The sequence below is a fragment of the Variovorax sp. V93 genome, assembly GCF_041154485.1.
In the GTDB taxonomy this organism is placed as follows: domain Bacteria; phylum Pseudomonadota; class Gammaproteobacteria; order Burkholderiales; family Burkholderiaceae_C; genus Variovorax; species Variovorax beijingensis_A.
The window spans coordinates 352,170-377,044 of sequence record NZ_AP028670.1 but is presented as its reverse complement, the minus strand read 5'-3'; the positions used below and the strand labels follow the sequence as shown (position 1 = coordinate 377,044).

The 24,875-nt window shown below is 69.3% G+C and carries 21 protein-coding genes; 18 read left to right on the top strand and 3 right to left on the bottom strand.

Annotation, left to right across the window (positions count from 1 at the left end):
* Positions 1 to 15 precede the first annotated feature (15 nt).
* From ACAM54_RS27775 to ACAM54_RS27755, 5 genes are all read left to right on the top strand, one after another.
* Positions 16 to 831, top strand: a complete 816-nt coding sequence (locus ACAM54_RS27775; RefSeq protein WP_369651573.1) for an ABC transporter ATP-binding protein — start codon at positions 16 to 18, stop codon at positions 829 to 831.
* A gap of 41 nt (positions 832 to 872) precedes the next feature.
* Positions 873 to 1,877: an ABC transporter substrate-binding protein gene (locus ACAM54_RS27770; RefSeq protein WP_192325542.1), complete on the top strand. Its 1,005-nt coding sequence runs from the start codon at positions 873 to 875 to the stop codon at positions 1,875 to 1,877.
* A complete protein-coding gene (locus ACAM54_RS27765; RefSeq protein WP_369651574.1) occupies positions 1,874 to 3,487 on the top strand; it encodes a GMC family oxidoreductase in 1,614 nt (537 codons plus the stop codon). The genes ACAM54_RS27770 and ACAM54_RS27765 overlap by 4 nt, the downstream gene beginning before the upstream one ends.
* 85 nt (positions 3,488 to 3,572) lie before the next feature.
* Positions 3,573 to 4,868, top strand: coding sequence for an aspartate carbamoyltransferase (locus ACAM54_RS27760; RefSeq protein ID WP_192325538.1), 1,296 nt, complete (start codon positions 3,573 to 3,575; stop codon positions 4,866 to 4,868).
* A gap of 100 nt (positions 4,869 to 4,968) precedes the next feature.
* Complete coding sequence (locus ACAM54_RS27755) at positions 4,969 to 6,180, top strand: CaiB/BaiF CoA-transferase family protein (RefSeq protein WP_192325536.1); 1,212 nt, start codon at positions 4,969 to 4,971, stop codon at positions 6,178 to 6,180.
* 32 nt (positions 6,181 to 6,212) lie between these two features.
* Here the strand turns inward: ACAM54_RS27755 and ACAM54_RS27750 are convergent, their stop codons facing one another.
* Together ACAM54_RS27750 and ACAM54_RS27745 are read right to left on the bottom strand one after the other, a co-directional pair.
* On the bottom strand, positions 6,213 to 6,380 hold the full coding sequence (locus ACAM54_RS27750; RefSeq protein WP_186454192.1) for an HHHH-motif protein: 168 nt from the start codon (positions 6,378 to 6,380) through the stop codon (positions 6,213 to 6,215).
* A gap of 165 nt (positions 6,381 to 6,545) precedes the next feature.
* The gene (locus ACAM54_RS27745) at positions 6,546 to 7,505 is read right to left on the bottom strand and encodes a tripartite tricarboxylate transporter substrate binding protein (RefSeq protein ID WP_192325534.1); all 960 of its coding nucleotides are present in this window, start codon (positions 7,503 to 7,505) and stop codon (positions 6,546 to 6,548) included.
* A 138-nt stretch (positions 7,506 to 7,643) separates the two neighbouring features.
* On the opposite strand from ACAM54_RS27745, the gene ACAM54_RS27740 reads away from it, so the two are divergent.
* From ACAM54_RS27740 to ACAM54_RS27730, 3 genes are all read left to right on the top strand, one after another.
* Complete coding sequence (locus tag ACAM54_RS27740) at positions 7,644 to 8,528, top strand: SMP-30/gluconolactonase/LRE family protein (RefSeq protein WP_369651575.1); 885 nt, start codon at positions 7,644 to 7,646, stop codon at positions 8,526 to 8,528.
* A gap of 165 nt (positions 8,529 to 8,693) precedes the next feature.
* Complete coding sequence (locus tag ACAM54_RS27735) at positions 8,694 to 10,265, top strand: methyl-accepting chemotaxis protein (RefSeq protein WP_369651576.1); 1,572 nt, start codon at positions 8,694 to 8,696, stop codon at positions 10,263 to 10,265.
* 132 nt (positions 10,266 to 10,397) lie between these two features.
* Entirely contained in the window at positions 10,398 to 13,622 is a 3,225-nt protein-coding gene (locus ACAM54_RS27730; protein WP_369651577.1) for a PAS domain S-box protein, read from the top strand.
* A 56-nt stretch (positions 13,623 to 13,678) separates the two neighbouring features.
* Here the strand turns inward: ACAM54_RS27730 and ACAM54_RS27725 are convergent, their stop codons facing one another.
* A complete protein-coding gene (locus tag ACAM54_RS27725) occupies positions 13,679 to 14,587 on the bottom strand; it encodes a LysR family transcriptional regulator (RefSeq protein WP_369651578.1) in 909 nt (302 codons plus the stop codon).
* A gap of 102 nt (positions 14,588 to 14,689) precedes the next feature.
* Here ACAM54_RS27725 and ACAM54_RS27720 point away from each other — a divergent pair, with 102 nt between their 5' ends.
* From ACAM54_RS27720 to ACAM54_RS27675, 10 genes are read left to right on the top strand one after another with little or no spacing between them, the layout of a single operon-like run.
* Entirely contained in the window at positions 14,690 to 15,781 is a 1,092-nt protein-coding gene (locus ACAM54_RS27720; protein WP_369651579.1) for an LLM class flavin-dependent oxidoreductase, read from the top strand.
* 21 nt (positions 15,782 to 15,802) lie between these two features.
* Complete coding sequence (locus ACAM54_RS27715; protein ID WP_369651580.1) at positions 15,803 to 16,738, top strand: flavin reductase; 936 nt, start codon at positions 15,803 to 15,805, stop codon at positions 16,736 to 16,738.
* A gap of 34 nt (positions 16,739 to 16,772) precedes the next feature.
* A complete protein-coding gene (locus ACAM54_RS27710) occupies positions 16,773 to 17,933 on the top strand; it encodes an acyl-CoA dehydrogenase family protein (RefSeq protein WP_369651581.1) in 1,161 nt (386 codons plus the stop codon).
* Positions 17,934 to 17,936: 3 nt separating this feature from the next.
* Entirely contained in the window at positions 17,937 to 19,049 is a 1,113-nt protein-coding gene (locus ACAM54_RS27705) for an acyl-CoA dehydrogenase family protein (protein ID WP_369651582.1), read from the top strand.
* Positions 19,046 to 19,807 (top strand): enoyl-CoA hydratase/isomerase family protein, encoded by a 762-nt coding sequence (locus ACAM54_RS27700; RefSeq protein WP_369651583.1) that lies wholly within the window; start codon positions 19,046 to 19,048, stop codon positions 19,805 to 19,807. The genes ACAM54_RS27705 and ACAM54_RS27700 overlap by 4 nt, the downstream gene beginning before the upstream one ends.
* 1 nt (position 19,808) lies before the next feature.
* The gene (locus ACAM54_RS27695; RefSeq protein WP_369651584.1) at positions 19,809 to 21,941 is read left to right on the top strand and encodes an acetate--CoA ligase family protein; all 2,133 of its coding nucleotides are present in this window, start codon (positions 19,809 to 19,811) and stop codon (positions 21,939 to 21,941) included.
* A complete protein-coding gene (locus ACAM54_RS27690; protein WP_369651585.1) occupies positions 21,938 to 22,696 on the top strand; it encodes an SDR family NAD(P)-dependent oxidoreductase in 759 nt (252 codons plus the stop codon). The genes ACAM54_RS27695 and ACAM54_RS27690 overlap by 4 nt, the downstream gene beginning before the upstream one ends.
* Positions 22,693 to 23,073 carry a VOC family protein gene (locus ACAM54_RS27685; protein ID WP_192323935.1) on the top strand — a complete coding sequence of 127 codons (381 nt, stop codon included), beginning with the start codon at positions 22,693 to 22,695 and terminating at the stop codon, positions 23,071 to 23,073. The genes ACAM54_RS27690 and ACAM54_RS27685 overlap by 4 nt, the downstream gene beginning before the upstream one ends.
* Positions 23,070 to 23,615, top strand: a complete 546-nt coding sequence (locus ACAM54_RS27680) for a nuclear transport factor 2 family protein (RefSeq protein ID WP_192323937.1) — start codon at positions 23,070 to 23,072, stop codon at positions 23,613 to 23,615. The genes ACAM54_RS27685 and ACAM54_RS27680 overlap by 4 nt, the downstream gene beginning before the upstream one ends.
* Positions 23,615 to 24,853, top strand: coding sequence for an SDR family oxidoreductase (locus ACAM54_RS27675; RefSeq protein WP_369651586.1), 1,239 nt, complete (start codon positions 23,615 to 23,617; stop codon positions 24,851 to 24,853). The genes ACAM54_RS27680 and ACAM54_RS27675 overlap by 1 nt, the downstream gene beginning before the upstream one ends.
* Positions 24,854 to 24,875 lie beyond the last annotated feature (22 nt).

Below are 24,875 nucleotides of genomic sequence, written 5' to 3'. Positions count from 1 at the left end.
GGAGGGCCGCCCGCCATGACGCCACAGCCACCCATCCGCATCAGCTTCGAGCACGTGTCGGTCGACTTTCCCACCGACCATGGCGCCATGCGCGTGCTCGACGACGTGTCGTTCGACATCCGCCACGGCGAGTTCGTTTCCATCATCGGCCCCTCGGGCTGCGGCAAGACGACGATGATGAACATCGTCGGCGGCTTCGTCCAACCCACCAGCGGCCAGGTGCTGCTCGATGGCAAGCCGGTGGCCGCGCCCGGGCCCGACCGCGGCGTGATCTTCCAGGAGTACGGCGTGTTCCCCTGGCTCACGGTGCGGCAGAACATCGAGTTCGGCCTGAAGCTTTCCGCGAGCCGCGTGCCCGCCGCCGAGCGCGAGCAGATCGTGCAGCGCTACATGCAGCTGATGGGGCTGTCGGACTTCGCGCGGCATTTTCCGAAGCACCTGTCGGGCGGCATGCGCCAGCGGCTGGCGATCGCGCGGGCCTACGCGGTGCGGCCGGAATTCCTGCTGATGGACGAGCCCTTCGGCGCGCTCGATGCGCAGACCCGCTCGGCCATGCAGGACCTGCTGCTGCAGGTGCTGCAGAGCGACGGCAAGACCGTGATGCTGATCACGCACTCGGTGGAAGAGGCGATCTACCTGTCGTCGCGCATCGTCGTGGTCACCGCGCGGCCGGCGCGCATCCGCACCGTGATCGACATTCCCTTCGGCTACCCGCGCGCGGAGAACCTGCACGAGGATCCGCGCTTCGCCGAACTGCGGGCCCACATCCGCGAGCTCGTCATGCAGGAATACGCCGCGCAGGCCAGGCAGGCCGTGCGCATGTCGGACTAGCCGCTTCGCTGCTTTCACCACCCCGCCACAGGAGACACACCATGGCCCTTCGACGCAGACAACTGATCCAGGCCGCCGCCGCCGGCGCGGCCGCACTGGCCGGCGGCATGCCGGCCTTCGCCCAGGCGCGGACCAAGGTCAAGGTGGGCTACCTGCACACCCCGGCCGTGGACGGCCACATCTGGATCGGGCAGGAAAGCGGCGCCTTTGCGAAGCAGGGGCTCGAGCTCGAGATGATCCAGTTCACCACCGGCCTGGAGCTGTTCCAGGCCATGATCGGCGGCAGCCTGGACATGCTGTCCACCGGCGCCGTGGTGTCCAACTTTCCGGCGCGCGGCCAGGGCAAGGTGTTCCTGATGAACAACATCGAGTACGCGACGGCCCAGCTGTGGGTGCGCGAGGACGCCGGCATCCAGACGGTGGCCGATCTCAAGGGCAAGCAGATCTCCACCACCACCGGCACCACGGCGCACGTGTTCCTGGACCGCGCGCTGCGCTCGGCCAAGCTGGACCCGGCCAAGGACGTGAAGCTGGTCAACCAGCGCATGACCGAGGCCGTCACCTCCTTCATCTCCGGCGCGGTGCCGGCGGTGGCGCTGTGGGTGCCCTTCGATTCGGTGATCCGGCAGAAGCTGCCGGGCGCGCGCAAGCTGATCGATGCCTCGGCCTTCTTCCCCGAGGCCGCCATCATGGGTGGCTGGGCCGCGCGCAACGACTACTACGACAAGAACCGCGCCGTCATCGCCAGGCTGATCGCTGCATGGGCCGAGGTCAACGACGTGGTCACGGGCAAGCCCGACGCCGCGGCCGAGATGCTGCAGAAGACCCAGTACAAGGAAGTGCCGCTGGCCGACTTCAAGGAGCAGTTCAAGGCCTCCAAGTACTACACCAACGCCGAGTGGCGCACGCGCTACCAGGACGGCACGGTCACCAAGTGGCTGCAGCAGGTGACGGACTTCTTCGTGGCCAATGCCAACATCCAGGGCGCGCTGAAGGCCGAGCAGTACTTCGACGCCAAGCCCTTCCTGGAGACCGTCAAGGCATGACGGCGGGCGCCGGCGGCTACGACTACATCATCGTCGGCGCCGGTTCGGCCGGCTGCGTGCTGGCCAACCGACTGAGCGCCGATGCGCGCTGCCGCGTGCTGGTGCTCGAGGCGGGCGGCGAGGGCGGCGCCTTCTGGCTGCGCATGCCGATCGGCTACTTCCGCACCATCTACGACCCGCGCTATTCGTGGCAGTTTGCCGTGGAGCCGCAGGAGGCCACGGGCCACCGCGCCATCGTCTGGCCGCGCGGCAAGGTGCTGGGCGGCTCCAGCGCGATCAACGGCCTGCTGTACATCCGCGGCCAGCATGCCGACTTCGACGACTGGGCCGCCGTGGCGGGCGCCACGGGCTGGAGCTTTCGCGAGGTGCTGCCGTACTTCAGGAAATCCGAGCGCTACCAGGGCGGCGAGAGCGAATACCACGGCGCCTCGGGCGAGCTGTGCGTCTCGGACCTGCGCAACGAACACCCCTACTGCGCCGCCTGGATCGAGGCGGGCGTGCAGGCCGGCCACGGCCGCAACCCGGACTTCAACGGCGCGCGCACCGAGGGCCTGGGCGCCTACCAGCTGACGCTGCGCGGCCACTGGCGCTGCGATGCGGCCACGGCCTTCCTGGCGCCGGTGCGCGCACGGCCCAATCTCACGGTGCTGACGGGCGTGCACGTGACGCGGGTGCTGATCGAGCAGGGCCGTGCGGTCGGCGTGGAGTGGCTGCAGGAGGGCGGACTGCGCAGCGCGCGTGCGGACGCCGAGGTGCTGCTGGCCGCTGGGGCGCTGCAGTCGCCGCAGCTGCTGCAGCTGTCGGGCGTGGGCCCGGCCGGCCTGCTGCGCGGCCATGGCATCGCGGTGCACGCCGATGCGCCGCAGGTCGGCGAGAACCTGCAGGACCATTACCAGGCGCGGGTGATCGTCAAGCTCAGGAAGCGCATGTCGCTGAACGACCAGGTGCGCAATCCGCTCGCGCTAGCCGCCATGGGCGCGCAGTGGCTGTTCCGCCAGCGCGGCCCGCTCACGGTGGGCGCGGGCCAGGTCGGCGGCATGGTCTGCAGCCCGCATGCCCAGGGCGGCCGCCCCGACGTGCTGTTCAACGTGATGCCGCTGTCGGTGGACAAGCCCGGCGATCCGCTGCACCGCTTCTCGGGCTTTTCGGCCTCGGCCACCCAGTGCCGGCCGCTGTCGCGCGGCACGGTGCAGATCCGCTCGGCCGATCCGCTGGCGCCGCCGCGCATCGTTTCCAACTACCTGAGCGATCCGCACGACGCCAAGGTGCTGGTGGCGGGCCTCAAGATGCTGCGCGAGATCTACCGCCAGCCGGCCTTCCGCGACCTGGTGACGGACGAGGAATACCTGCCCGGGCGCGAGGCGGCCGACGACGCCGCGCTCGAGGCCTTCGCGCGCCACAAGGGCGGCACCGTGTTCCATCCCGCCGGCACCTGCCGCATGGGCGGCGACGCGCTCTCGGTGGTGGACCCGCAGCTGCGCGTGCGCGGCATCGAGCGGCTGCGCGTGATCGACGCGGCCGTGATGCCGGCGATGGTGTCGACCAATACCAATGCCGCATCGATCATGATCGCGGAGAAGGGGGCGGCGCTGGTGCGCGGGACGGGTTGACCGGTGTGGGCCTGTTTGGCATCCAAAATATACGCAATGCGTATTTTTTCTTGGAGGTTTTTTGCGCATGGCGTACATTCGACGCATGAGCCAACAGCAAGACCTCCTGCGCGACGCGATGCGCCGCCTCAATCTCACGCGCGACGCATTCTCCGAACGGCTGGGCGTGCGCCGCCGTGCGCTCGACACCTGGCTGCTGCCGTCCGACTCGAGCGAGTCGCGCGCGATGCCGGAGATGGTCGGCAAGTTCGTTGCCGAGATTCTTCAGCGCGAGGCGCTGGACACCGGTGCCGGTCCGGCGGGCGCAGGGCAGCGTCCGCTCGCGCAGCGCATCGCGGCTGAAGGCAAGCCGCAGCTGCTGTCGGTCGCACAGTTCGACCGTGGCAGCCTCGAGGACCTGTTCCACGTGGCCGACGTGATGCAGCCGATCGCGCGCCGGCAGAAGGTCACGCGCATCCTCGAGGGCGCCGTGCTCGGCAGCCTGTTCTTCGAGGCCAGCACGCGCACGCGCGTGAGCTTCGGCGCCGCCTTCTGCCGGCTCGGCGGCACGGTGTGCGACACCACGGGCTTCACCTTCTCGTCGATGGCCAAGGGCGAGTCGATCTACGACACCAGCCGCGTGATGAGCGGCTATGTCGACGCGCTGGTGGTGCGCCATCCCGAGCAGGGCTCGGTAGCCGAATTCGCGCGCGCCACCAACATTCCGGTCATCAACGCCGGCGACGGCCCCGGCGAACACCCGAGCCAGGCCATCCTCGACCTGTACACCATCCAGCGCGAGTTCTTGCGCATGGGCAAGCTGGTCGACGGCACGCATGTGGCGATGGTCGGCGACCTCAAGTACGGCCGCACGGTGCATTCGCTGATCCGCCTGCTGTCGCTGTACCGCGGGCTGAAGTTCACGCTGATCGCGCCGCCCTCGCTGGAGATGCCGGCCTACCTGGTCGAGCTGGTCGCGCGCAACGGCCACGTCATCGAGCAGACCTCCTCGCTGGCGCAGGGGCTGCGCGGCGCCGACGTGGTCTATGCGACCCGCGTTCAGAAGGAGCGGTTCGCGAACGGAGAAACGCTGGAGGGCTACACGCCCGAGTTCCAGGTGTGCAAGGCCCTGGTGGATGCGGCCTGCAAGCCCGACACCATCCTGATGCATCCCTTGCCGCGCGACGGGCGCCCGGGCGCGAACGACCTCAGCGTGGACCTCAACCACGACCCGCGGCTGGCGATCTTCAGGCAGACCGACAACGGCATCCCGGTGCGCATGGCGATCTTCGCGGTGCTGATGGGCGTGGAGCAGCAGGTCGCGCGCTCGATGCGCGATGCCAGCTGGCGCTCGCCCGCGCACATCGGGCCCGACGACGCGGACTTCGACGGGCTCGACTGAAACTACAAAGCACCTTTTCATGCGCCGGTGCATGGCGGGAGGGGTGCGCTCCTAGACTGGGTGTTCTGGCGTCCGGGGCGGGCGCCCCGAGGACCCCTGAATGAAGAACCACCTTTCCATGCAACCCCTGGCCGGCGTGCGCGTGCTCGACCTGTCGCGCGTGATGGCCGGCCCGCTGTGCGGCATGGCGCTGGCCGACCTGGGCGCCGACGTGATCAAGGTCGAGCATCCCGAGCGCGGCGACGACACGCGCGACTGGGGCCTGCGCATCGGCCGCCACAACACCTCCTACTTCAACAGCTGCAACCGCAACAAGCGCTCCATTTGCGTCGACCTGCAGGACAAGGATGGCCAGGCGCTCGTGCGCGAACTCGCGGCGCAGTGCGACGTGGTGATCCAGAACTTCAAGTACGGCGGCGCTCAGAAGATGGGCCTGGGCTACGAGGACCTGCACAAGCTCAACCCCAGGATCATCTACTGCTCGATCTCGGGCTACTCGGTGCTGAGCCCCGAGAAGGCGCGCCCGGGCTACGACCTGGTGATCCAGGGCGAGACCGGCCTCATGGCCATGAACGGCGAGGAGGGCCAGGGGCCGCTCAAGTTCGGCATCGCCGCGGTCGACATGTTCACCGGCATGTATTCGGCCCAGGCCATCCTCGCCGTGCTGTACGAGCGCACGCGCACTGGCGAGGGCCGCCACATCCAGATGTCGCTCTACGACAGCGGCATGATGATCACGTCCTACTACGGGCTGACCGCCTGGCTGGGCAAGGGCGATCCCGCGAAGTTCGGCAACTCGCATCCGTCGATCGTGCCCTATGGCGTGTTCGAGGCTGCGGACGGTCCGCTGGTGATCGCGGTCGGCAACAACGGCCAGTTCAGGAAGTTCTGCGACGAGGTGATCCTCTGTCCGGAACTGGCGACCGATCCGAAGTTCGCCACCAACACCGAGCGCGCGAAGCACCGGCACGAGCTGCTGCCGATCCTGCTCGGCCGCATCGCGCAGTTCCCGCGCGCCGATCTGCTCGCGCGCATGAACGAGGCCGGCATTCCGTGCGGCGAGGTGCTGGGCCTGTACGAGGCGCTGCAGTCCGACCGGACGGCGCAGACCGGCGTCTGGCACCGGTTCGAAGACGCGGAAGCCGGCGCGCAGGCCGTCCATGCGCCGCCCTACGTCATCGACGGCGCGCGTTCGGACGTGCGCCACCCTCCGCCGCACCTCGGGGAGCACACAGCCGAGGTGCTGCGCGAACTGCTGGACATGGGCGAGGGCCGGTTCGAATCGCTGGCGCGCAGGAGCGTCATCAAATAACGCGCGCTTCTACAGGCGCGCAGGCGTGCTGTTCAGCGCACCCAGTGGCAGACGCGGTGGTGATGGTGCGCATTCCACTTGCACACCTTGTGCGCCTTGTGCGCCCGGTGGTGGGGCGCGGCGGAGGCGATCGTCGGTGCGAAGGCGGCCAGGGTGGCGAAGGCAACGACGCTGGAGAGGACAAGCTGCTTGATCTTCATGATGTTCCTTCGAAGCAAATGGCGGAAGGACGCGTCGCGTGAACGGCGCAGCTTGAATAACGCTTGCCCCCGTTTTCCGGACGACGGGAGCCCCTGGAAATCCCGATCCGGAAAGAGCTGGCTGCACGGATGAGGAACTTCGCGGCGTCCCGTGGCCGGCATCCTTCAGTGCGACTGCTTCGGCAGGTTCAAGCCGCGCAACACGGGAAGCCAGCGGTCCGCCTCGGCCTTGATGAACTTGTCCAGCTCCTCGGGCGTGCCGCCGCGCGGCTCCATGCCGATGGCGCGGGCGCGCGCGACGAAGTCGGGGTCGGCGATCACCTGGTTGACGGCCTTGTTCAGGCGCTCGATCGCGGGCCGCGGCGTGCCTGCGGGCACCGAGAGCGAATACCAGAGCGTGGCTTCCATGTCGAAGCCCTGCTCCTTGAAGGTGGGCGCCTCGGGCACCTGCGGCAGGCGCTTCGAATCCATCACGCCCAGCACGCGCAGCTTGCCGGCCTTCACATAAGGCAGTGATCCCGTGATGGAGGTGCCGTGGATGTCGATCTGGTTGCCCAGCAGGGCCTGCAGCGCGGGTGCATCGCCGTTGAAGGGGATGTGCAGCGTGCTGAAGCCCTGCTCCTTCTCGAAGGCGATGGGCGCGAGGTTGGTCAGGATGGCCGCGCCCGGCGAGCCGCGGTTGATCTTGCCGGGGTTCTGTTTGGCATAGGCCACCATTTCCTTGATGTTCTTGTAGGGCAGGTCGGTGCGCCCGACGACGATGGCCGGCTGGTAGGCGATCTGCGTGACGGCGGCGAAGTCCTTCGCCGGGTCGTAGGGCAGTTTCTCGTAGAGCACGCTGTTGTTGGCCAGCGTGCCCAGCGAGGACACGAGCACCGTCTGTCCGTCGGGCTTGGCGCGGGCAACATAGTCGGCCGCGAGGATGCCGCTCGCGCCGGGCTTGTTCTCGATGATGACGTTCAGGCCCTGCTTGTTGAGCTCCTGGGCCAGGATGCGGCAGTACTGGTCGGTGCCGCCGCCGGCGGCAAAGGGCACGACGATGCGGGTCACCTGCTGGGCGAATGCGGGGGCGACGAGCGCGCAGGCGCCCAGCGCCAGCCCGATCACGAGTTTGCGGTAGCTCATTCTTGTCTCCTGTTCCGGCCCGGAATCGGGCTCTGGAGCCAGTCTAGGTGGCCGCCCTTGGCGCAGCGCTGCACGAAATGAAAAGCAGCTTTGCGGGATGCGCCGCCAGGGCACAGCCCGGCCCTGCACACTTCGCCGATGGCCGTGCAGATCATCAGAATCGGAACCACGAAAGACCTGTTGGGCGAAAGCCCTTGCTGGGATGCCGATGCGAAGGCGCTGAACTGGATCGATGCGCTCGGCGGCACGCTGTGGCGGCTCCATGCCGGAACCGATGCGCCCGAGCGGCACGAGCTGCCGGCACCCGTGGGCTCGATCGCGCCCTGCCGCGGTGGCGCGGCCGTGGTGGTGGCGCTGCGCAACGGCTTCGCGCGCTACGACTTCCCCACGCGCAGGCTGGAGCACCTGGCCCGCATCCCCGTGGACCATCCGAAGCTGCGCTTCAACGACGGCAAGTGTGATCCGGCGGGCCACTTCCTGGCCGGCACCATGCACGTCGACCGCCAGCCCGGCGAGCCGGTCCTGGGCGGCCTCTACCGGCTGCGCACCGATCGCCGCGTGGAGCAGCTGGCCGACGACATCGGCTTTGCCAACGGACCCTGCTTCAGCCCCGACGGCCGCGTGCTGTACCTGGCCGACAGCCTGGAGCGCACCGTCTGGGCCTACGACTACGACCCCGACGGCCCGCTGCGCCACAAGCGCGTGTTCGCGAAGACGCACGCATTCGATTCCGGTCCCGACGGTGCCACGGTCGACGCGCAGGGCTTCTTCTGGACCGTGCTGACCCGCGCCGCCAAGCTCGCGCGTTACGCGCCCGACGGCCGGCTGGAACGCCTGGTCGATCTGCCAGCGAGCTATCCCACGAGCATCTGCTTCGGCGGGCCGGACCTCGCGCACATGTACCTGACCACGATTTCGCGCAGCGCGCGCCTGGCGGGGAACAAGGCGGAGGATGGCGGGCTGTTCCGGATCGAGGGGCTGCCCGCGCCGGGGCGCCTGCCCCACCTGTTCGGCGGCTGCTAGCGCGCCCGGACTGGGCCTCGGTTTGTGATCGCAGTGCGCGACCTGGCCTTCAACTTTGGGCGAAGTTGCCGATAACCGGATGTGGCAGGACCCCGGGGCCCCGCCGCCCGCGAAGTTCCGGTCCTCCAACTGGACACGTCCCCCACACTGCGAAAGAAGAGTTCCATGCGCCTGCGAGATATGAAAATCGGCTTCCGCCTCGGCGGAGGCTTTGCCGCCATCTTGTTGCTCTTGATGCTGGTTTCCGGCGTCGCCCTGATTCGGTTGAACGCCGTGGCCCATTCGGCCCGTGTGATGGTCGATGAGGCCCTTGTCAAGGAGCGCGTCGCGAACCGGTGGGCCAATCTTCTCGGCCCGAGCATCGTTCATTCCTTCGGCATGGCCAAGGCCACCGACAGTGCGAATGAAGCCTACTTCAAGAAGAACCTGACCGAGGGGGTGGCATCGATCAACCCCGTCCAGGAGGAGATGGGCAGGCTGCTCACGGCGCCGGAGGAAAAGAAGCTGTTCGCCGAAGTGGTGGCGGCGCGCAAGGCGGTGTTGGCCCATCTCGCGACGATCAACAAGCTGAAGGCGGCCGGCGACAGCGAAGCCGCCGGCAAGCTGGCCGACACCGACTATCAGGCCGCCCTTCAGATCTACGGCAAGGCGGTGCAGCAAATCGCGGAAAACCAGCGGGTGCAGATCGACGCGAAGGCCCGCGAGATCCAGCAGATCCACCGCAGCGGCCGCTGGGTCGTGATCGCCCTGTCCGCCGTTGCGCTGCTGGCGGGGGCCTTGTGCGCCTGGCAGTTGACCGTCGGAATCGTGCGTCCGATGCGCGACGCCCTCCGCCTGGCTGAGCGGGTGGCGTCCGGAGACCTGACCACCCGGATCGTCCCCAGCTCGCGCGACGAGGTCGGCCAGTTGCTGGCGGCGCTCAAGTCGATGAACGACAACCTCTCCAAAGTGGTCGGGGAGGTGCGTCAGGGCACGGAGACGATCGCCACCGCCTCGGGCCAGATCGCCTCCGGGAACCAGGACCTGTCGTCGCGCACCGAGCAACAAGCGAGCTCGCTCCAGGAAACCGCGGCCTCCATGGAGGAGCTGACCTCCACCGTCAAGCAGAACGCGGACAACGCGCGCCAGGCCAACCAGCTGGCGGCCTCGGCTTCGGAGGTGGCGGTGCGCGGCGGCGGCGTGGTGAGCCAGGTGGTCGAAACCATGGGATCGATCAACTCGTCCTCGCGCAAGATCGTGGACATCATCGCGGTCATCGACGGCATCGCATTCCAGACCAACATCCTGGCGCTGAACGCCGCAGTGGAAGCCGCCCGTGCCGGCGAGCAGGGGCGGGGCTTCGCGGTGGTTGCGGCAGAGGTGCGCAACCTCGCGCAGCGCTCGGCCGCAGCGGCCAAGGAAGTCAAGGGCCTGATCGACGACTCCGTCGGCAAGGTCGAGGCCGGCAGCCAGAAAGTGGCCGAGGCGGGCCAGACGATGGATGAAATCGTCGCGAGCGTGCGCCGCGTGACCGACATCATGGGCGAGATCACCGCCGCCAGCCAGGAGCAGACGACCGGCATCGAGCAGATCAATCAGGCCATCACGCAGATGGACCAGGTCACCCAGCAGAATGCCGCGCTGGTGGAGGAAGCGGCCGCCGCGGCCGCCGCGCTGCAGGACCAGGCGGGTAGCCTGTCCCAATTGGTGGGTGTCTTCCGGCTCGACACGGCGCGCCGCGAATTGGCTCCCGCCTGATTCAACCTTGGGCCGGGGCCGCGTCCCACGCCAGATTCGCCTGGCCGGTTGCCCTGATCCGACCTGCCGGCCGACGTTCGCTGCGGGCTACGATGGCAAGCTTGGTGCACATTCCAGACAGGAGACATCGACATGGATGAGTCCCGCGCCGCACAGCAGCCCGACGATCTGTTGCATCTTTCGTTCCAGGCGGTCGCGCTCCTCGATGCAATCGGCCAGGTTGTCATCGTCAAGGACGAGGCCTTGCGTTTCGTGCATCTCAACCGGCGGGCCTGCGAGGTCCTCAACGTGTCGCTCGACCGCGTGCGCGGAAAGACAGACCGCGATATCCTGCCCCGGGCCGAGGCCGACCGGATCAGGGCCATCGATCTCGAAATACTCGCGAGCGGAAAGCCTCGCCATTTCGAGGAGGAGATCACCCTGGCAGACGGATCGACCAGGGCCCTGCTCACGCTCAAGCAAGCGGTCGATCTCACGGATTCCGGCGGCAAGCTGCTCGTGGTTGTGATCTCTGACGTGACCGAGCTGCGCACGACGGAGCGGGGGCTCCGGGCCAGCGAAGCGCACTACCGCTCGTTCGTCGAACTCCACCCGCAGATCACCTGGACTGCAGATCCTGCCGGCGCGATTACCGAGGTCGGACCGGGGTGGTCGGCGCTGACCGGCAATTCGGTCGAGAAGACGCTGGGATCGGGCTGGGAATGCGCGCTGCACGCCGACGATCTCGAACGCGTCCGAACGCTGTGGGCGGACTCGGTGGCCCGCGGCGTTCCCATCGACACCGAATACAGGGTGCGCAGCGCCGCTGACGGAAGGTATCGATGGTTCAGGGCCCGTGCGGCCCCCCGGCGCGACGGCAACCACGACATCGTGCGCTGGTACGGACTGCTCGAGGACGTTCATCAGCGTCGCATCGCCATCGAAGCGCTGCGTGAGAGCGAGTCGCTGTTCCGCCTGATCGCGGACAGCGTGCCCGTGATGATGTGGCTCACCGACCAGCATGGCGAGGCCACCTACCACAGCCGGCGCTGGCTCGAGGCGACGGGCCAGACCGAGACCGAGTCGCTGGGCGAGGGGTGGAGCCGTGCCGTCCATCCCGAGGACCGCGCGTCGGTGCTCGAACTGTTCAGGACGGCGAGCGCAGAGCGCAGGCCGGTTCAGCTCGAGTACAGGCTGCGTCGGACAGATGGCAGCTGGGCCTGGGTCATCGACACCGGCACGCCGCGGCTGTCGCCTGATGGCGGGTTCCTCGGCTATGCCGGCTCCATTCTCGACGTCACCGAGCGCCGCGCGGCCGAATCCGCGCTGCGCGAGAGCGAAGCCTCGATCCGGAGCATCTTCGACAGCAGCCCCGATTGCATCAGCATGCTCGACTTGTCGGGCAAGACGCTGCTGATGAACAGGTCGGCGCGGCGGATGATCGGTCTGGATGTCTCGCAACTCGCAGACCGCGAGGCGCTCGAGCGAATCTTTCCTGAAGGCCGGCTTCGGAAACTCAGCGCCATGTTCGACGTGGTGCGCGCCGGCGGCACGTCGAGACTCGAGGTAGATGCCGTCGACGCTAAAGGCGTGCACCGATGGCTCGACGTCATCGCGGCGCCGGTCCTGGACGCATCGGGCGTGCCGAGCCGGATGGTGAGCATCTGGCGCGACATCACGGAGGCCAAGGCGGCGCGCAACGATGCGGTGGCGGCGCAGCAGCAGGCCGAACGTGCGGCAACGCGGCTCTCTGCGGTGCTCGAGAACACGATGGATTGCGTGCTGGTCGTCGATCATGCATGGCGGATCACGTACATGAACGAGAACGCCCGGCGGTTCCTGAAGCTCGGCGTGGAGGCCGTGAACGCAAGGCTGTGGGACCTCTACCCCGCCGAAGTCGAAAGCCTGTTCGGCGACTACTTCCGGCAGGCGATGGCGGGCAAGGCTGTGTCGTTCGAGGAATTCGTACCCATCACCCAGGTGTGGCTCGAGATCCATGCCTCGCCCACCGAGGAGGGCCTGTCTATTTTCTTTCGCGACACCACCGCCCGCCGCAAGGCCGAGCAGGAGCGTTTCCAGGCCCAAAGCCAGGTTTCCCACATGGCCCGCCACGACGCTCTCACCGGGCTGCCCAATCGCCAGGCATTCCGCGAGGCGCTGCAGCAGCACTTGACCGATGCCGGCAAACGCGGGACCTCGGTGGCCGTGCTGACGCTGGACCTGGACGGCTTCAAGGCCGTCAACGACGCTTACGGTCATCCCGTGGGCGACATCCTGCTGCAGGAGGTTGCGCAGCGCCTGAGGCTTGTCGTCTCCGGTGACGAGCACATGCTCGCGCGACTCGGCGCGGACGAGTTCGTGATCGGCTGTTTCGGGCTTCTGCGTCCCGACGCGACGGTCGAGATTGCACGACGCCTCATGGCCATTCTGCTCGGCCCCTTCGACCTGGACGGGAGCAAGGTCAGCATCGGCGCCAGCGTCGGCATCGCCGTGGCGCCGGCCGACGGCGGCACGGTCGACGAGATCAAGCGTGCCTCCACCGTGGCGCTCCACCGCGCCAAGGCCGCGGGCGGAAGAAGCTTCTACAGGTACGACAAGAGCATGGACGCCGACCTGCAGATCCGCCAAACCCTGAAGCTCTCGATGGGCGAGGCGCTCGCCCGCGGAGATTTCGAGGTCCGCTACCAGGCACTCGTGAGTCTCGCGTCCAACCGCTACACCACCTTCGAGGCGCTGCTGCGCTGGCGGCACGCCGGCCGCGGCATGATCTCGCCGGCCGACTTCATTCCGATCGCGGAGGAGACCGGGCTGATCGTGGACATCGGCGAGTGGGTGCTTCGCGAAGCCTGTCGCGAGGCCACCGCCTGGCCCGACGGGATCGGCGTGGCGGTGAACCTCTCGCCCGTCCAGTTCCGCGACGACAACCTGGTCGACCTGATCAGGAACGCGCTGGATGCCTCGGGGCTCTCCCCGTCGCGCCTGCAACTCGAGATCACCGAGTCGGTGCTGCTCGGCAATGACGACAGGAACCTGCGCACCCTGCAGCAGATCCGGCAGCTGGGCGTGAAGATCGCGATGGACGATTTCGGGACCGGGTACTCGTCGCTGGGCTATCTGCGCAGCTTCCCGTTCGACAAGATCAAGGTGGATCGCAGCTTCATCGCCGACCTGCCCGACAGCAGGTCGCTCGCGATCATCCGGGCCGTGGCCGGCATCGGCAGAAGCCTGGGCATCGCCACGACGGTGGAGGGCGTGGAGACCGAAGCGCAGTTGCAGATCATCCGACAGGAAGGATTTGACGAGGTGCAGGGATATCTGTTCGCGCGGCCGCTCCCGGCCTCGGAGGTGCGAGGCCTCCTCGCGTCGCCCAGGAACTGAACGAGGCACCGCACAGTGGCGACACCTGCCCATCACCGGATTTCCAGTGTCGTGAACTAGGACGTCTCGCTTCGGAGTGCGTCAGCCACGTAGTCCACGAAGGCGCGCACCTTCAGCGGCAGCACGCGGCTTTGCCGGAACACGGCGAAGACGCCGTTGGAAAAGGCCCGCACCGCAAAGCGGTAGTCGGGCAAGAGCCGCACCAGCGTGCCGTTCTGCAGGTCGCCGCGCACGGTGGCCTCGGACAGCAGCGCCACGCCCATGCCGCCGATCGCGGCCAGGCGCAGCAGCTCCCCGTTGTTGGCGCTCAGCACGCCCTGGATCATCAGCTCCTGCTGCTCGCCCGCTTCGTCGATGTACTTCCAGGTGATGACCTCGCGCTCGCGCCGGTAGGTGAGGCAGCGCACCTGCGGCAGGTCGTTCGGATGCCGGATGCGCGAGTAGGTCTTCACGAAGGCCGGGCTGGCCACCAGCACCTCGTCGCTCGACAGCAGCCGCTTGATGACGAAGCCCGAATCGGTGGACTCGCCGGTGCGGATGTCGACGTCGAAGTCGTGCTCGACCAGGTTGACCGGATGCTCGGAGAGCTCGAGCTCCACGCGGATGTCCGGGTAGAGCTCCGCGAAGCGCGGCAGCAGCGGCGCCAGCACGCGCAGGCCGATGTGGGTGCGCGAATGCACGCGCAGCCGGCCCTCGGGCCGCTGGCGCGCGTTGTGCACGACCTGCTCGGCTTCGCTCATGAGTTCCAGCACCGCCTCGGCCCGCTCCAGGAAGGCCTGGCCCGCCTCGGTCACCTTGAGGTTGCGGCTGGTGCGGTCCACCAGCTGCACGCCCAGTTCCTCCTCCAGCGCGCTGATGCGCCGCGAGATGGTGGCCGGCGACAGGCTGAGGCTGCGGGCCGCGGCCGAGAGGCTGCCCTTCTTCTGGGTGGCCACGAAGATGCGCAGCGAATCGAGGGCCTTCATTTCGAAAGACGCAAAGAAGGTGTGCGTTCGCTGGTGATCCGCAGGCGGTTCGAGTTCCTACGATGGACCTCGATCAAAACCAGCCAACCAGGAGTCACAGCGATGGATTTCGGAATCTTCATTCTGATGCAGCAGCGGAACAAGCACAAAACCTCCCACCAGATCCTGCGCGACGCCGTCGAGCAGACTCGCCTGGCGGACGAACTGGGTTTTGGTGCCGCATGGTACGCCGAGCACCACTTCAGCAACTACGGCATGTGCTCCTCGCCGCTGACCATGATCGCGCACTGCGCCGCGGTCACCCGCAAGATCCGGCTGGGCACCGGCATCGTGGTCGCGCCGCTGTACACGCCGGCGCGCCTGATCGCGGACGTGGCGATGGTCGACCAGCTGTCCGACGGCCGCCTGAACCTGGGCATCGGCTCGGGCTACCAGCACTTCGAGTTCGAGCGCTTCGGCGTCTCGCTCGAATCAGCCAAGGGTCGCACCTTCGAGATGCTCGACATGCTCGAGGCCGGCCTGACGCAGCCCAAGTTCAGCTACGAGGGCGAGTACTACCGCCAGCCCATGAGCGCCATCAGCCAGCGCGCGGTGCAGCGCCCCATGCCGCCGATGTGGATCACCAGCGTCGACCCCGCCTTCCTGTCGCGCGCCGTGAAGTCCGGCCACCACGTGTTCGTCTCGGGCGGCGACGGCGGGCTGGAGAAGCTGGCCGGCACCCGCGCGCTGATCGACAAGGTGGCCACGGCCGAGGGCAAGGACCCCGCCGGCGTGCAGGTCGGCCTGTTGCGCGCGGCCTATGCCAGCAACGACAAGGACGAGGTGGAGCGCTACCTCGAGTGCGCCCGCTACCAGCGCCGCATTGCCGTCAGCCTGAAGCGCCGCACCGCGCAGATCGCCGACGACTACCAGGTGGAGGAGGGCATCGTCGAGGGCGAGCCGAGCCTGGACGAGATGCGCGCGCTGCTGCCCGTGGGCAGCGTCGACACCGTGATCGAGCGCGTGGTCAACGAGATCCGCACGCTCAAGCCGGTGCACTACTGCTTCCAGACGCAGATGGGCGACTTCGACCACAAGACGATGCTGCGCCAGCTCGAGACCTGGGGCAAGGTCATCATTCCGGCGGTGCAGCAGGAGATCGCCAACGATCCGCCGCACCGGCCCGCGGCGCGGCCCGAACTCGCCGCGGCCTGAGGCCGAGCGCGAGGAGACGCCATGTCCGAAGCCGCCGAAGGGATCCGCCCCGCCATCGAGCCCGCGCAACTGCGCCAGCTGCTCGGATGCTTTCCGACCGGCGTGGCCGTCATCACCACCTGCACGCCGGACGGCCAGCCGGCGGGCCTGACCTGCAATTCGTTCAGCTCGGTGTCGCTCGACCCGCCGCTCGTGCTGTTCAGCCTGCGCAATGCCAGCCGCCTGCTGCCGACCTTCCAGGCTGCGGAGGGCTTCGTGATCAACATCCTCTCGCAGCAGCAGGACGCGCTGTCGGGCCGCTTCGCCTCGAGCCGGATCGAGGACAAGTTCGACGGCGTGGCCTGGCGCGCCGGCCGGCTCGGCATGCCGCTGATCGACGACTGCCTGGCCAGCTTCGAATGTCGCGCGCATGCCGCCCACGAGGCCGGCGACCACACCATCTTCATCGGCGAGGTCCGGCACCTGAGCGCCGGCGTGCCCGACCAGGCGCTGGTGTTCTACAAGGGCGCCTACATGATGCTGGCCGAGTCGCTGCGCAAGCTGGTCGTGGAGGGCCGGCTCGGGGACGCCGACATCGACGAGGCCTACCGCACGCTCTACGGCACCTTGCTGCGCCTGGCGAGCGAGCGCGCCACCGAGGCCGAGCTGGACGCGGTGCGCGAGGCCGCCGACGCCATCGAGGCGCACCCCGACGACGCGCCGTTGAAGGAGCGCATCGCCTCCGCGAGCGCCTTCTTCGCCTCGATCGCGGCGGCCGGCCACAACGAGGCGCTGACGCTGATGGCGCAGACCATGACCAGCGTGCTGCGCGAACGCATGACGCATGTGCTCTCGGTGCGTCCGCGCCCCGACCTCTTTCCGCTGCGCCGCAAGGTGGCGCACGCGCTGCGCCGGCGCAACCCGGAGGGCGCCGCCGCCGCGCTGGACGAACTGATCACGCAGCTGCGCAAGGGCTGAGCCCTTTTCCAACTTCCAACAGGAGACAAGAAAGATGTCCATCGACTATGCCGGCTTCCGGCGCGAACTCGAAGCGTTCGCGCGCCAAGCCTGTCCGCCCGAGATCCGCGCCGTCGTCGCGGCCGGCCAGAAGATCACCAAGCGCGAATACCAGGCCTGGCAGCAGATCCTGAACGCCCGGGGCTGGGGCGCACCGAGCTGGCCGCGCGAAGCGGGCGGCACCGGATGGGACATCCGCCAGCGCCTGATCTTCGAGGAGGTGATGGCCGAGAACGACTGCCCGCCGCTCTACCACCATGGCCTGGGCCACATCGGCCCGGTGATCATCCGCTTCGGCACGCCGGAGCAGAAGGCGCGCTTCCTGCCGCGCATCCTCGACGGCTCCGACTGGTGGTGCCAGGGCTATTCGGAACCCGGCTCGGGCTCCGACCTGGCCTCGCTGTCCACCAGCGCGCGGCTGGAAGGCGGCGAGTGGGTCGTCAACGGCCAGAAGATCTGGACCTCGCATGCCCACGAGGCCAGCATGATCTACATGCTGGTGCGCACCTCGAAGGAAGCGAAGAAGCAGGAGGGCATCTCGCTGCTGCTGGTGCCGATGGACACGCCGGGCATCACCGTGCGCCCCATCAGGACCATCGACGGCTGGCACCACCTGAACGAGGTCTTCTTCGACGAGGTGCGCGTGCGCGCCGACAACCTGCTCGGCGAGGTCGGCAAGGGCTGGACCTGCGCCAAGTTCCTGCTCGAGCGCGAACGCCTGCCGCCGGCCAATGTGGCGCGGCTGGAGCTCATGCGGCGGCAGGTCACGCAGCTGGTCGAGCAGGCAAGCCGCGCTGCCGCGGGACGGCGCGACTTCAGCGGCCTGCACCACAAGCTGTTGCTGTGCGAAGCCGACGTGAAGGGCGCGCGCGTGATGATGGCCGAAGCCACCGACGACCTGATCCACCAGCGCCCGCTCGGCGTGCAGCCTTCGGTCATCAAGATGACCTGCGCCGACGTGGCGCAGCGCCTGACGACCATCGCGCTCGATGCGGTCGGCCCCGACGCGGCCCACCGCTTCCTCGCCGATTCAGGGGCGGACGTGCCCGACGCCACCTGGATCCAGAACTACATGTTCACGCGCGCCCGCACCATCGCCGGCGGCACCTCCGAGGTGCAGCGCAACGTCGTCGCCAACGAACTGCTGGGAGCCTGAGCCATGTCCACTTCTTTTCCGTCGCTCTTTCCCGGCATGCTGCTGGACGCAGCCAGCCGCTATGCCGAGGACCACATCGCGCAGCAGATCCAGGGCGACCCCGTGCGCGAACTGGGCTGGGCCGCCACCCTCGTGCCCGAGGAAGCCGGCGGCGTCGGCGGCAGCCTGAACGACCTCGCTTCCATCGTCGAGGGGCTGGCCACGCATGGCCTGCAGCTGCCGGTGGTCGAGACCTGCGCCGTGGTGCCGCTGCTGCTGCAGGCGGCCGGCGCCGAGACGGCGCACCGCTGGCTGGAGGCGGTGGCCGAGGGCAGCGCGCGGATCGCGCCGATGACCGGGCTGTCCGCCACGCCCGAGGACCATGCCGTGACGGCCCGGCACCTGGACATCGGCTACGCGCTGAGCGGCGTGGTGCAGGGCGTCGACCTGACGCTGCCCGCCACGCACTATCTCGTGCCCGCGCAGCTGGACGATGGCGACGAGGCGCTCTTCCTGGTCGATGCCGAGCGCATCGGCGCGCCCACGGCCCGCTACCGGACGATGGAAGGCCGCCTGGGTGCCGACTTTGCGCTGGAGCGGCTTGCGGTGCCCGAGGGCGCCTGCATTGCACGCGGCGCTGCCGTGCGCGAGGCGCGCGCGAAGGCGACCGACGCCGCGTTGCTGCTGACCGCCGCCGACACGGTGGCGGCGCTGGCCACCCTGATCCGCCAGACCGTCCTTCACCTGAAGGAGCGGCGCCAGTTCGGCGTGGCGCTCGCGAGCTTCCAGGTGCTGCGCCACCGCGTGGCCGACATGTACGTGAAGTACCTGGGCGCCAAGGGCCTGGTGATCCACTGCTTCCATGCCTATGAGCAGAACGCGCCCGACCTGCGCCGCACCTTGCGCCTGACCAAGGTGTCGCTGGCCGAGTCGGCGCGCGCCTGTGCCGAAGCGGCCATCCAGATGCACGGTGGCATGGGCGTGAGCGAGGAGGTGCTGGCCACCCGCACGGCGCAGCGCCTGATCGCCTCCGAGTTCCGCTACGGCGACCGGCTGCTGCACGCCGCGCGGCTGCTGGCGCCGCACGAGCCCGCGCCGCAAGTTTCTTTTTCCAACCAGACCGGGAGTGTGCGATGAGCATCGAACTGGAAGTTTCCGACTACATCGCCGTCGTCCGGCTCGACAAGCCGCCGGTCAATGCGCTGGACCGCGCCACGCGCCGCCGCCTGATCGAGATCTTCGACGAGGTCTCCGAGCGTGCCGACGTGCGCGTCGCGATCCTCACGGGTACCGGCAAGTTCTTCTGCTCCGGCGCGGACCTCAAGGACCGGCCCGATGCCGGGAAAGCGGGCGACTTCCTCGACCACAACCGCTGGACGCGCGAGACGGGCAATGCGATTCGCGAATGCAGCAAGCCCGTGATCGCGGCCGTCAACGGTCCCGCGCTGGGCGCGGGCTTCGGCCTCATGGCGGCCTGCGACATCTTCCTCGCGAGCGAGGACGCCACCTTCGCGATGCCCGAGATCAACGTCGGCCTGGCCGGCGGCGTCTCGATGCTGCGCACCCTGTTCGGCCGCTCGTTCACGCGCCGCATGTTCTTCACCGGCATGAAGGTGCCCGCCGCCGAGCTGTATCGCCGCGGCGTGCTCGACGAGATGGTGCCGGGCGATCAGCTGATGCCGCTGGCCATGGAGATCGCGCAGGAGATCGCGTCCAAGGCGCCGCTCGCCGTCGCCTATGCGAAGCAGGCGGCCAACATGATGGACCTGATGCCGCAGCGCGACGGCTACCGCTTCGAGCAGAACATCACCATGGCGCTGGCCAGGACCGAGGATGCGCAGGAGGCCCGCAAGGCCTTCCTCGAAAAGCGCAAGCCTGTCTATCAGGGGCGCTGAGATGCAGGCAGTGAAAGTGGGGCGCGGGCTGGACGCGCTGTTCAAGCCGCGCTCGATCGCGATCTTCGGCGCCTCGGACGACGTCACGAAGATCGGCGGCCGACCGCTGCAGTTCCTGCAGAAGTACGGCTATGCGGGCGGCATCTATCCGGTCAACCGCAAGGGCGGCCTGGTGCAGTCGCTGCAGGCTTATGCGAGCGTGGCGGAACTGCCCGAGGTGCCCGAACTGGCCGTGATCGCGGTGCCGCCCGCAGGCGTGCTCGAGGCGGTGCAGGACTGCGCGCAGCGCGGCGTGAAGGCCGCGGTCATCCTGTCCGCCGGCTTCTCCGAGATGGGCGAGGAGGGCAGCCGCCTGCAGGCGCGCATCGGCGAGGTGGCGCGGACCAGCGGCATGCGCATCGTCGGCCCCAATTGCCTGGGCGCGATCGGCGTGCCGGACAAGAGCATCGCTACCTTCTCGGTGGCGCTGGAATCGTCCTTTCCCGCGGCGGGCTCGGTGGGCATCGTCTCGCAGAGCGGCAACCTCGGCAGCTTCACCCTGCGGCTGGCCGGCGAGCGCGGCCTGGGCGTGAGCCGCATGCTGACCACGGGCAACGAATGCGACGTGGACATTGCCGATGCCATTGCCTCGCTGGCGGCCGACCCCGGCACCTCCGTGATCCTGTGCTGCATGGAAACCTGCCGCGACGGCGCCAAGCTGAGACAGGCCATGGACATGGCGCGCGAGGCCGGCAAGCCGCTGGTGGTGCTCAAGGTCGGCGTCTCCGAGGCCGGCAGCGCGGCCGCGGCCTCGCACACCGGCGCGCTGGCCGGCTCGGACGCGGTGTTCGATGCCGTGCTGCGCGAGGGCGGCGCGCTGCGCGTGCCCAGCATCGAGCTGCTGCTCGAGGTCGGCCATGCGCTGTCGGTGGTCGGTCCGGCGCGCGTGCCCGGTGGCCACCGCGTGGCGGTGCTCACGGCCTCCGGCGGCTTCGGCGTGCTGCTGGCCGATGCGGCCAGTGCGCAGGGCCTGGCGCTGCCCAGGCTGGCGGCACCGACGCAGGAGCGCATCCTGTCGGCCGTGCCCTTCGCCGCGCCGTCCAATCCGGTGGACATGACGGCACAGGTGTCGAGCCGGCCCGAGGTGCTGGCACTGATGCTCGATGCCGTGGCGCGCGACGACAGCTGCGACGCGCTGATCCTGCAGTCGGCCAACGCCTTCCACGTGCCGCGGCTGCGCGACGTGTTCCTGGAGGCGCTCGCGCAGGTGCGCAAGGACCATCCTTCGCGCCTCGTCCTGCTGTGCGCGCGGGCCCCCGACGAGGTGCGCGCACGGCTCAACGCGATGGGCTTCCCGGTGGTCGAAGGCATCGATGCGGCCTGCGCGACGGTGGCTGCGCTGCTGCGCTTCGGTGCGCGCGGTGCCGAACGGGCAGCTGCGCCGGCCATCGCGCGCGCGCCGCTGCCCGCCGAGGCCTTCGCCACCGAGGCCAGTGCGAAGGCGGTGCTGGCCGAGGCGGGGCTGCCTGTTCCGCGAGAGGCGATCGCGCGCAGCTTCGGCGAGGCGCTCGCTGCCGCGCGCGAGATGGGCTTTCCGCTGGTGCTCAAGATCGTCTCGCCCGACATCGCGCACAAGACCGAAGCCGGCGGCGTGTTCGTCGGCGTGCGCTCCGAAGCGCAGCTGCGCGAGGAATACGACCAACTGCTGGCGCGCGTCGCGCAGAAGGCGCCCGGGGCCCGCATCGCCGGCGTGCTGGTCGCGCAGATGGTGCAGGGCGGCGTCGAGCTGATCCTGGGCACCAAGAAGGACCCGGTGTTCGGCCCGATGGTGATGGTCGGCCTGGGCGGCATCTTTGCCGAGATCTTCAAGGACGTGGCGCTGCAGCCCGCACCCGTCGACGAGGCGCAGGCCACAGCGATGCTGCGCTCGCTCAAGGCCTTCCCGCTGCTCGACGGCGCGCGCGGCCGGCCCAAGGCCGACGTGCCGGCGGCCGCGCAGGCCATCGCGGCGCTGTCGCGCTTCGCGGTGCGGCACGCCGACAGCGTGTCCGAGATCGACATCAACCCCCTGGTGGTGCTGGAGCAGGGCCGCGGCGCCCATGCGCTCGACGCGCTGCTGGTGCCCGGGGAACCCACCAAGAAAGCTCAACCATGAACATGTCCCTGACAGGCCGCACGGCCTTCATCAGCGGCGCGGGCCACGGCATCGGCCGCGCCACCGCGCGCGCCATGGCGCGCCTGGGCGCCACCGTCGGCATCAACGACCTGAAGCCGGAGTTCGTGGAGGAGGCCGTGGCCGAGATCCGCGCGCTCGGCGGCCAGGCCATCGGGCTGCCCTGCGACGTGTCGACGCGCGACGGCATGCGCGAGGCCGTGGCCCAGTTCGCACGCGAGGCCGGCCGGCTGGACGTCATGGTCAACAACGCCGCCTGGGTGCGCTACCAGCCGTTGGCCGAGATCACGCCGGAGGTCATGGACCGCATGGTGGAGATCGGCTTCAAGTCGGTGATCTGGGGCATCCAGGCCGCGGCCGAGGCGATGGATGCGCAGCGCGGCGGCTCGATCATCAACGTGGCCTCCATCGCGGCCTTCAAGTCGCCGATGCGCTCGGTGGTCTACAGCGGCATCAAGGCCGGCGTGCTGGGCATCACGCGTGCCTCGGCGGCCGACCTGGGCGCGCGCAACATCCGCGTGAACGCGGTCGCGCCCGGCGCGGTGCCCACCGAAGGCACCGCCAAGCACCGCAATGCCGAGCTCGACGCCCGGCGCATCGGCCGCACGCCGCTGGGTCGGCTGGGCACGGTGGAAGACATCGCCGACGCGATCTGCTTCCTGGCCGGCGACGGCTCGCGCTTCTTCAACGCGGACGTGCTGCGGCTGGACGGCGGCGCTTCGGAGACCTCGCTGTGAGCAGCGCGCTTCGGCCGCCCAAGCGGGTGCAGAACGTGTTCGTCGTGGCAAAGCAGCCGGCCAGCCTGCATGCCTTCTATGAAGGCGCGCTGGGCCTGCCGATGAAGTTCCGCGATGGCGACCGCTGGATCCAGTACGGCGTGGGCGGCACCAACGTGGCGCTGGCCTGCGCCGAGGAGGCGACGCCTGCCACCAGCGGCCTGGTGATGGTGCTGGAGGTGGACGACTTCGAGGGCGCGGCGGAACGCATCGGCGCGGCCGGCGGACAGGTGCTGGGCCTGCGCGACATGGGCAGCCATGGCGCCGTGCTGTCGCTGCGCGATCCCGAAGGCAACCTGGTGCAACTGTTCCGGCGCGCCGCGCCCGCAGCCGCATGAGTGCCTCCGTGCAAGGGCCGGCAACCCTGCAGGCCCTGCTGGACCGCGAGGCGATCCGCGATTGCCTGCTGCGCTACTGCCGGGGCATCGACCGCTGTGACGAGGCGGCCCTGCGTTCCGCCTACTGGGAGGACGCCACGGACTGCCACGGCGCCTGGAACGGCAGCGCCGCCGGCTTCATCGCGCAGGCGCTGGAAAGGCTGCGGCAGGGCGGCCGGCGTGTCCACCAGGTCAGCAATGTGCTGATCGAGCTGCATGGCGATGCCGCGGCGGTGGAAAGCAGCTTCTTCGCGCTGCAGGCCACGGCCGCGCAGCCCGATCGCGAAACCTTCCTGTGCGGCCGCTATGCGGACCGCTTCGAGCGCCGCGGCGGCGAGTGGCGCGTGGCCGCGCGCACGGTGATCTACGACTGGATCGAGGAGCGCACGCGGCCCGAGCTGAGGCAGGACGATGCAGTCCTGTTCGGCGCGCGCCAGCCGGTCGGCACCGCGGCGCCGCACGACGCCGTGTATGCGCTGCTGCGCGAAGTGCGGGGCGGCTGATGGCGACGGTGCTGCTCACCGGCGCCGGCGCCGGCATCGGCCGCGCCGCGGCGCTGGGCCTCGCGCGTGCCGGCTGGCGCTGCGTGCTGGTCGACGCCGATGCAGAGGCGCTGCAGCGCCTCGAAGCCCTCTGGCCCGCCGAGGCCGAGCGGCCGCTGAGCCTGGTGGCCGACCTGACGGATGCCGCCCGCATCGAGCGCCTGGGGCAGGAGATACCGCCGCTCGATGCCCTCGTCAACAACGCGGGCCTGTCGGCCGGCGGCGCCGAGGCCACGTCCGGCCACGACGACGGCACGGCCGCGCGCCTGCTGGCGCTCAACCTGGCGGCGCCGGCCCGCATGGTGCAGGCCTGCGCGGCGCGGCTTCGGCCGGGTGCGCGCATCGTCAACGTGGCCTCCGGCGCAGGGCTGCGCGCCATTCCGTGGCGCGGGCTCTACAGCCCGAGCAAGGCCGGGCTGATTGCCCAGGGCCGGGCGCTGGCGCGAGCCCGGCCCGACTGGACGGTGACCACGCTCGCGCCGGGCTTCGTGCGGACCGAACTCGTGCAGCGCCTGATCGATGGCGGCCGGCTGAATCCGGCGCAGGCGGTCTCGAAGATCCCCCTGGGCCGGATGGCCGAGCCCGAGGACATGGCCGAGGCGCTGTGCTTCCTGGCCAGCGCGGCCGCGCGCGTGCTCACCGGGCAGCTGCTGGTGCTTGATGGCGGCTCCTCCGTCTGCGGCGGCAGCCAGCCCTTGCCGCCGTGCGAGCATCCGCCGCTTGCGTTCGAGGCGCCGCTTCGGCCGCATGGTGAGTCGGTGCGCGAGCCAGCCTGGCAGGCCGCCCTGGACGCGTGGGCGCGCTCGCATGCGGACCACCCCGGCAGCCAGGGCTATCCCGCCGTCGTCGACGGCCGCGCCCTCGATGCGCCGCCGGGCGCGCAGCTCGAGGCCGTGCTCGATGCGGCCCGCGGCTTCCGCGCACGCCATGCGGCGCTGGCCAGCCTCACGCTGCTGCTGCCGCGGCCTGCTCCGGCGCTGCCCTGGGCGCTGGCCGGCGATGCCGAAGCGGCCCGCATGCTCGTGGCCACGCTGGCCGCCGAATGGGGTGCGCACGGACTGCGCATCAACGCACTCGAGCTGCCGCCGGGCCTCGCGCCCGAGGCCTGCCTGCCGCTGCTCGGCTACCTGGCCGGCGCACGCGCGCAGTTCCTGACCGGGCAGGTGCTGCGGCCCGGTGCCGGCGCGGCCGAACGCTGAAACATGAACAAGGAGACACCGC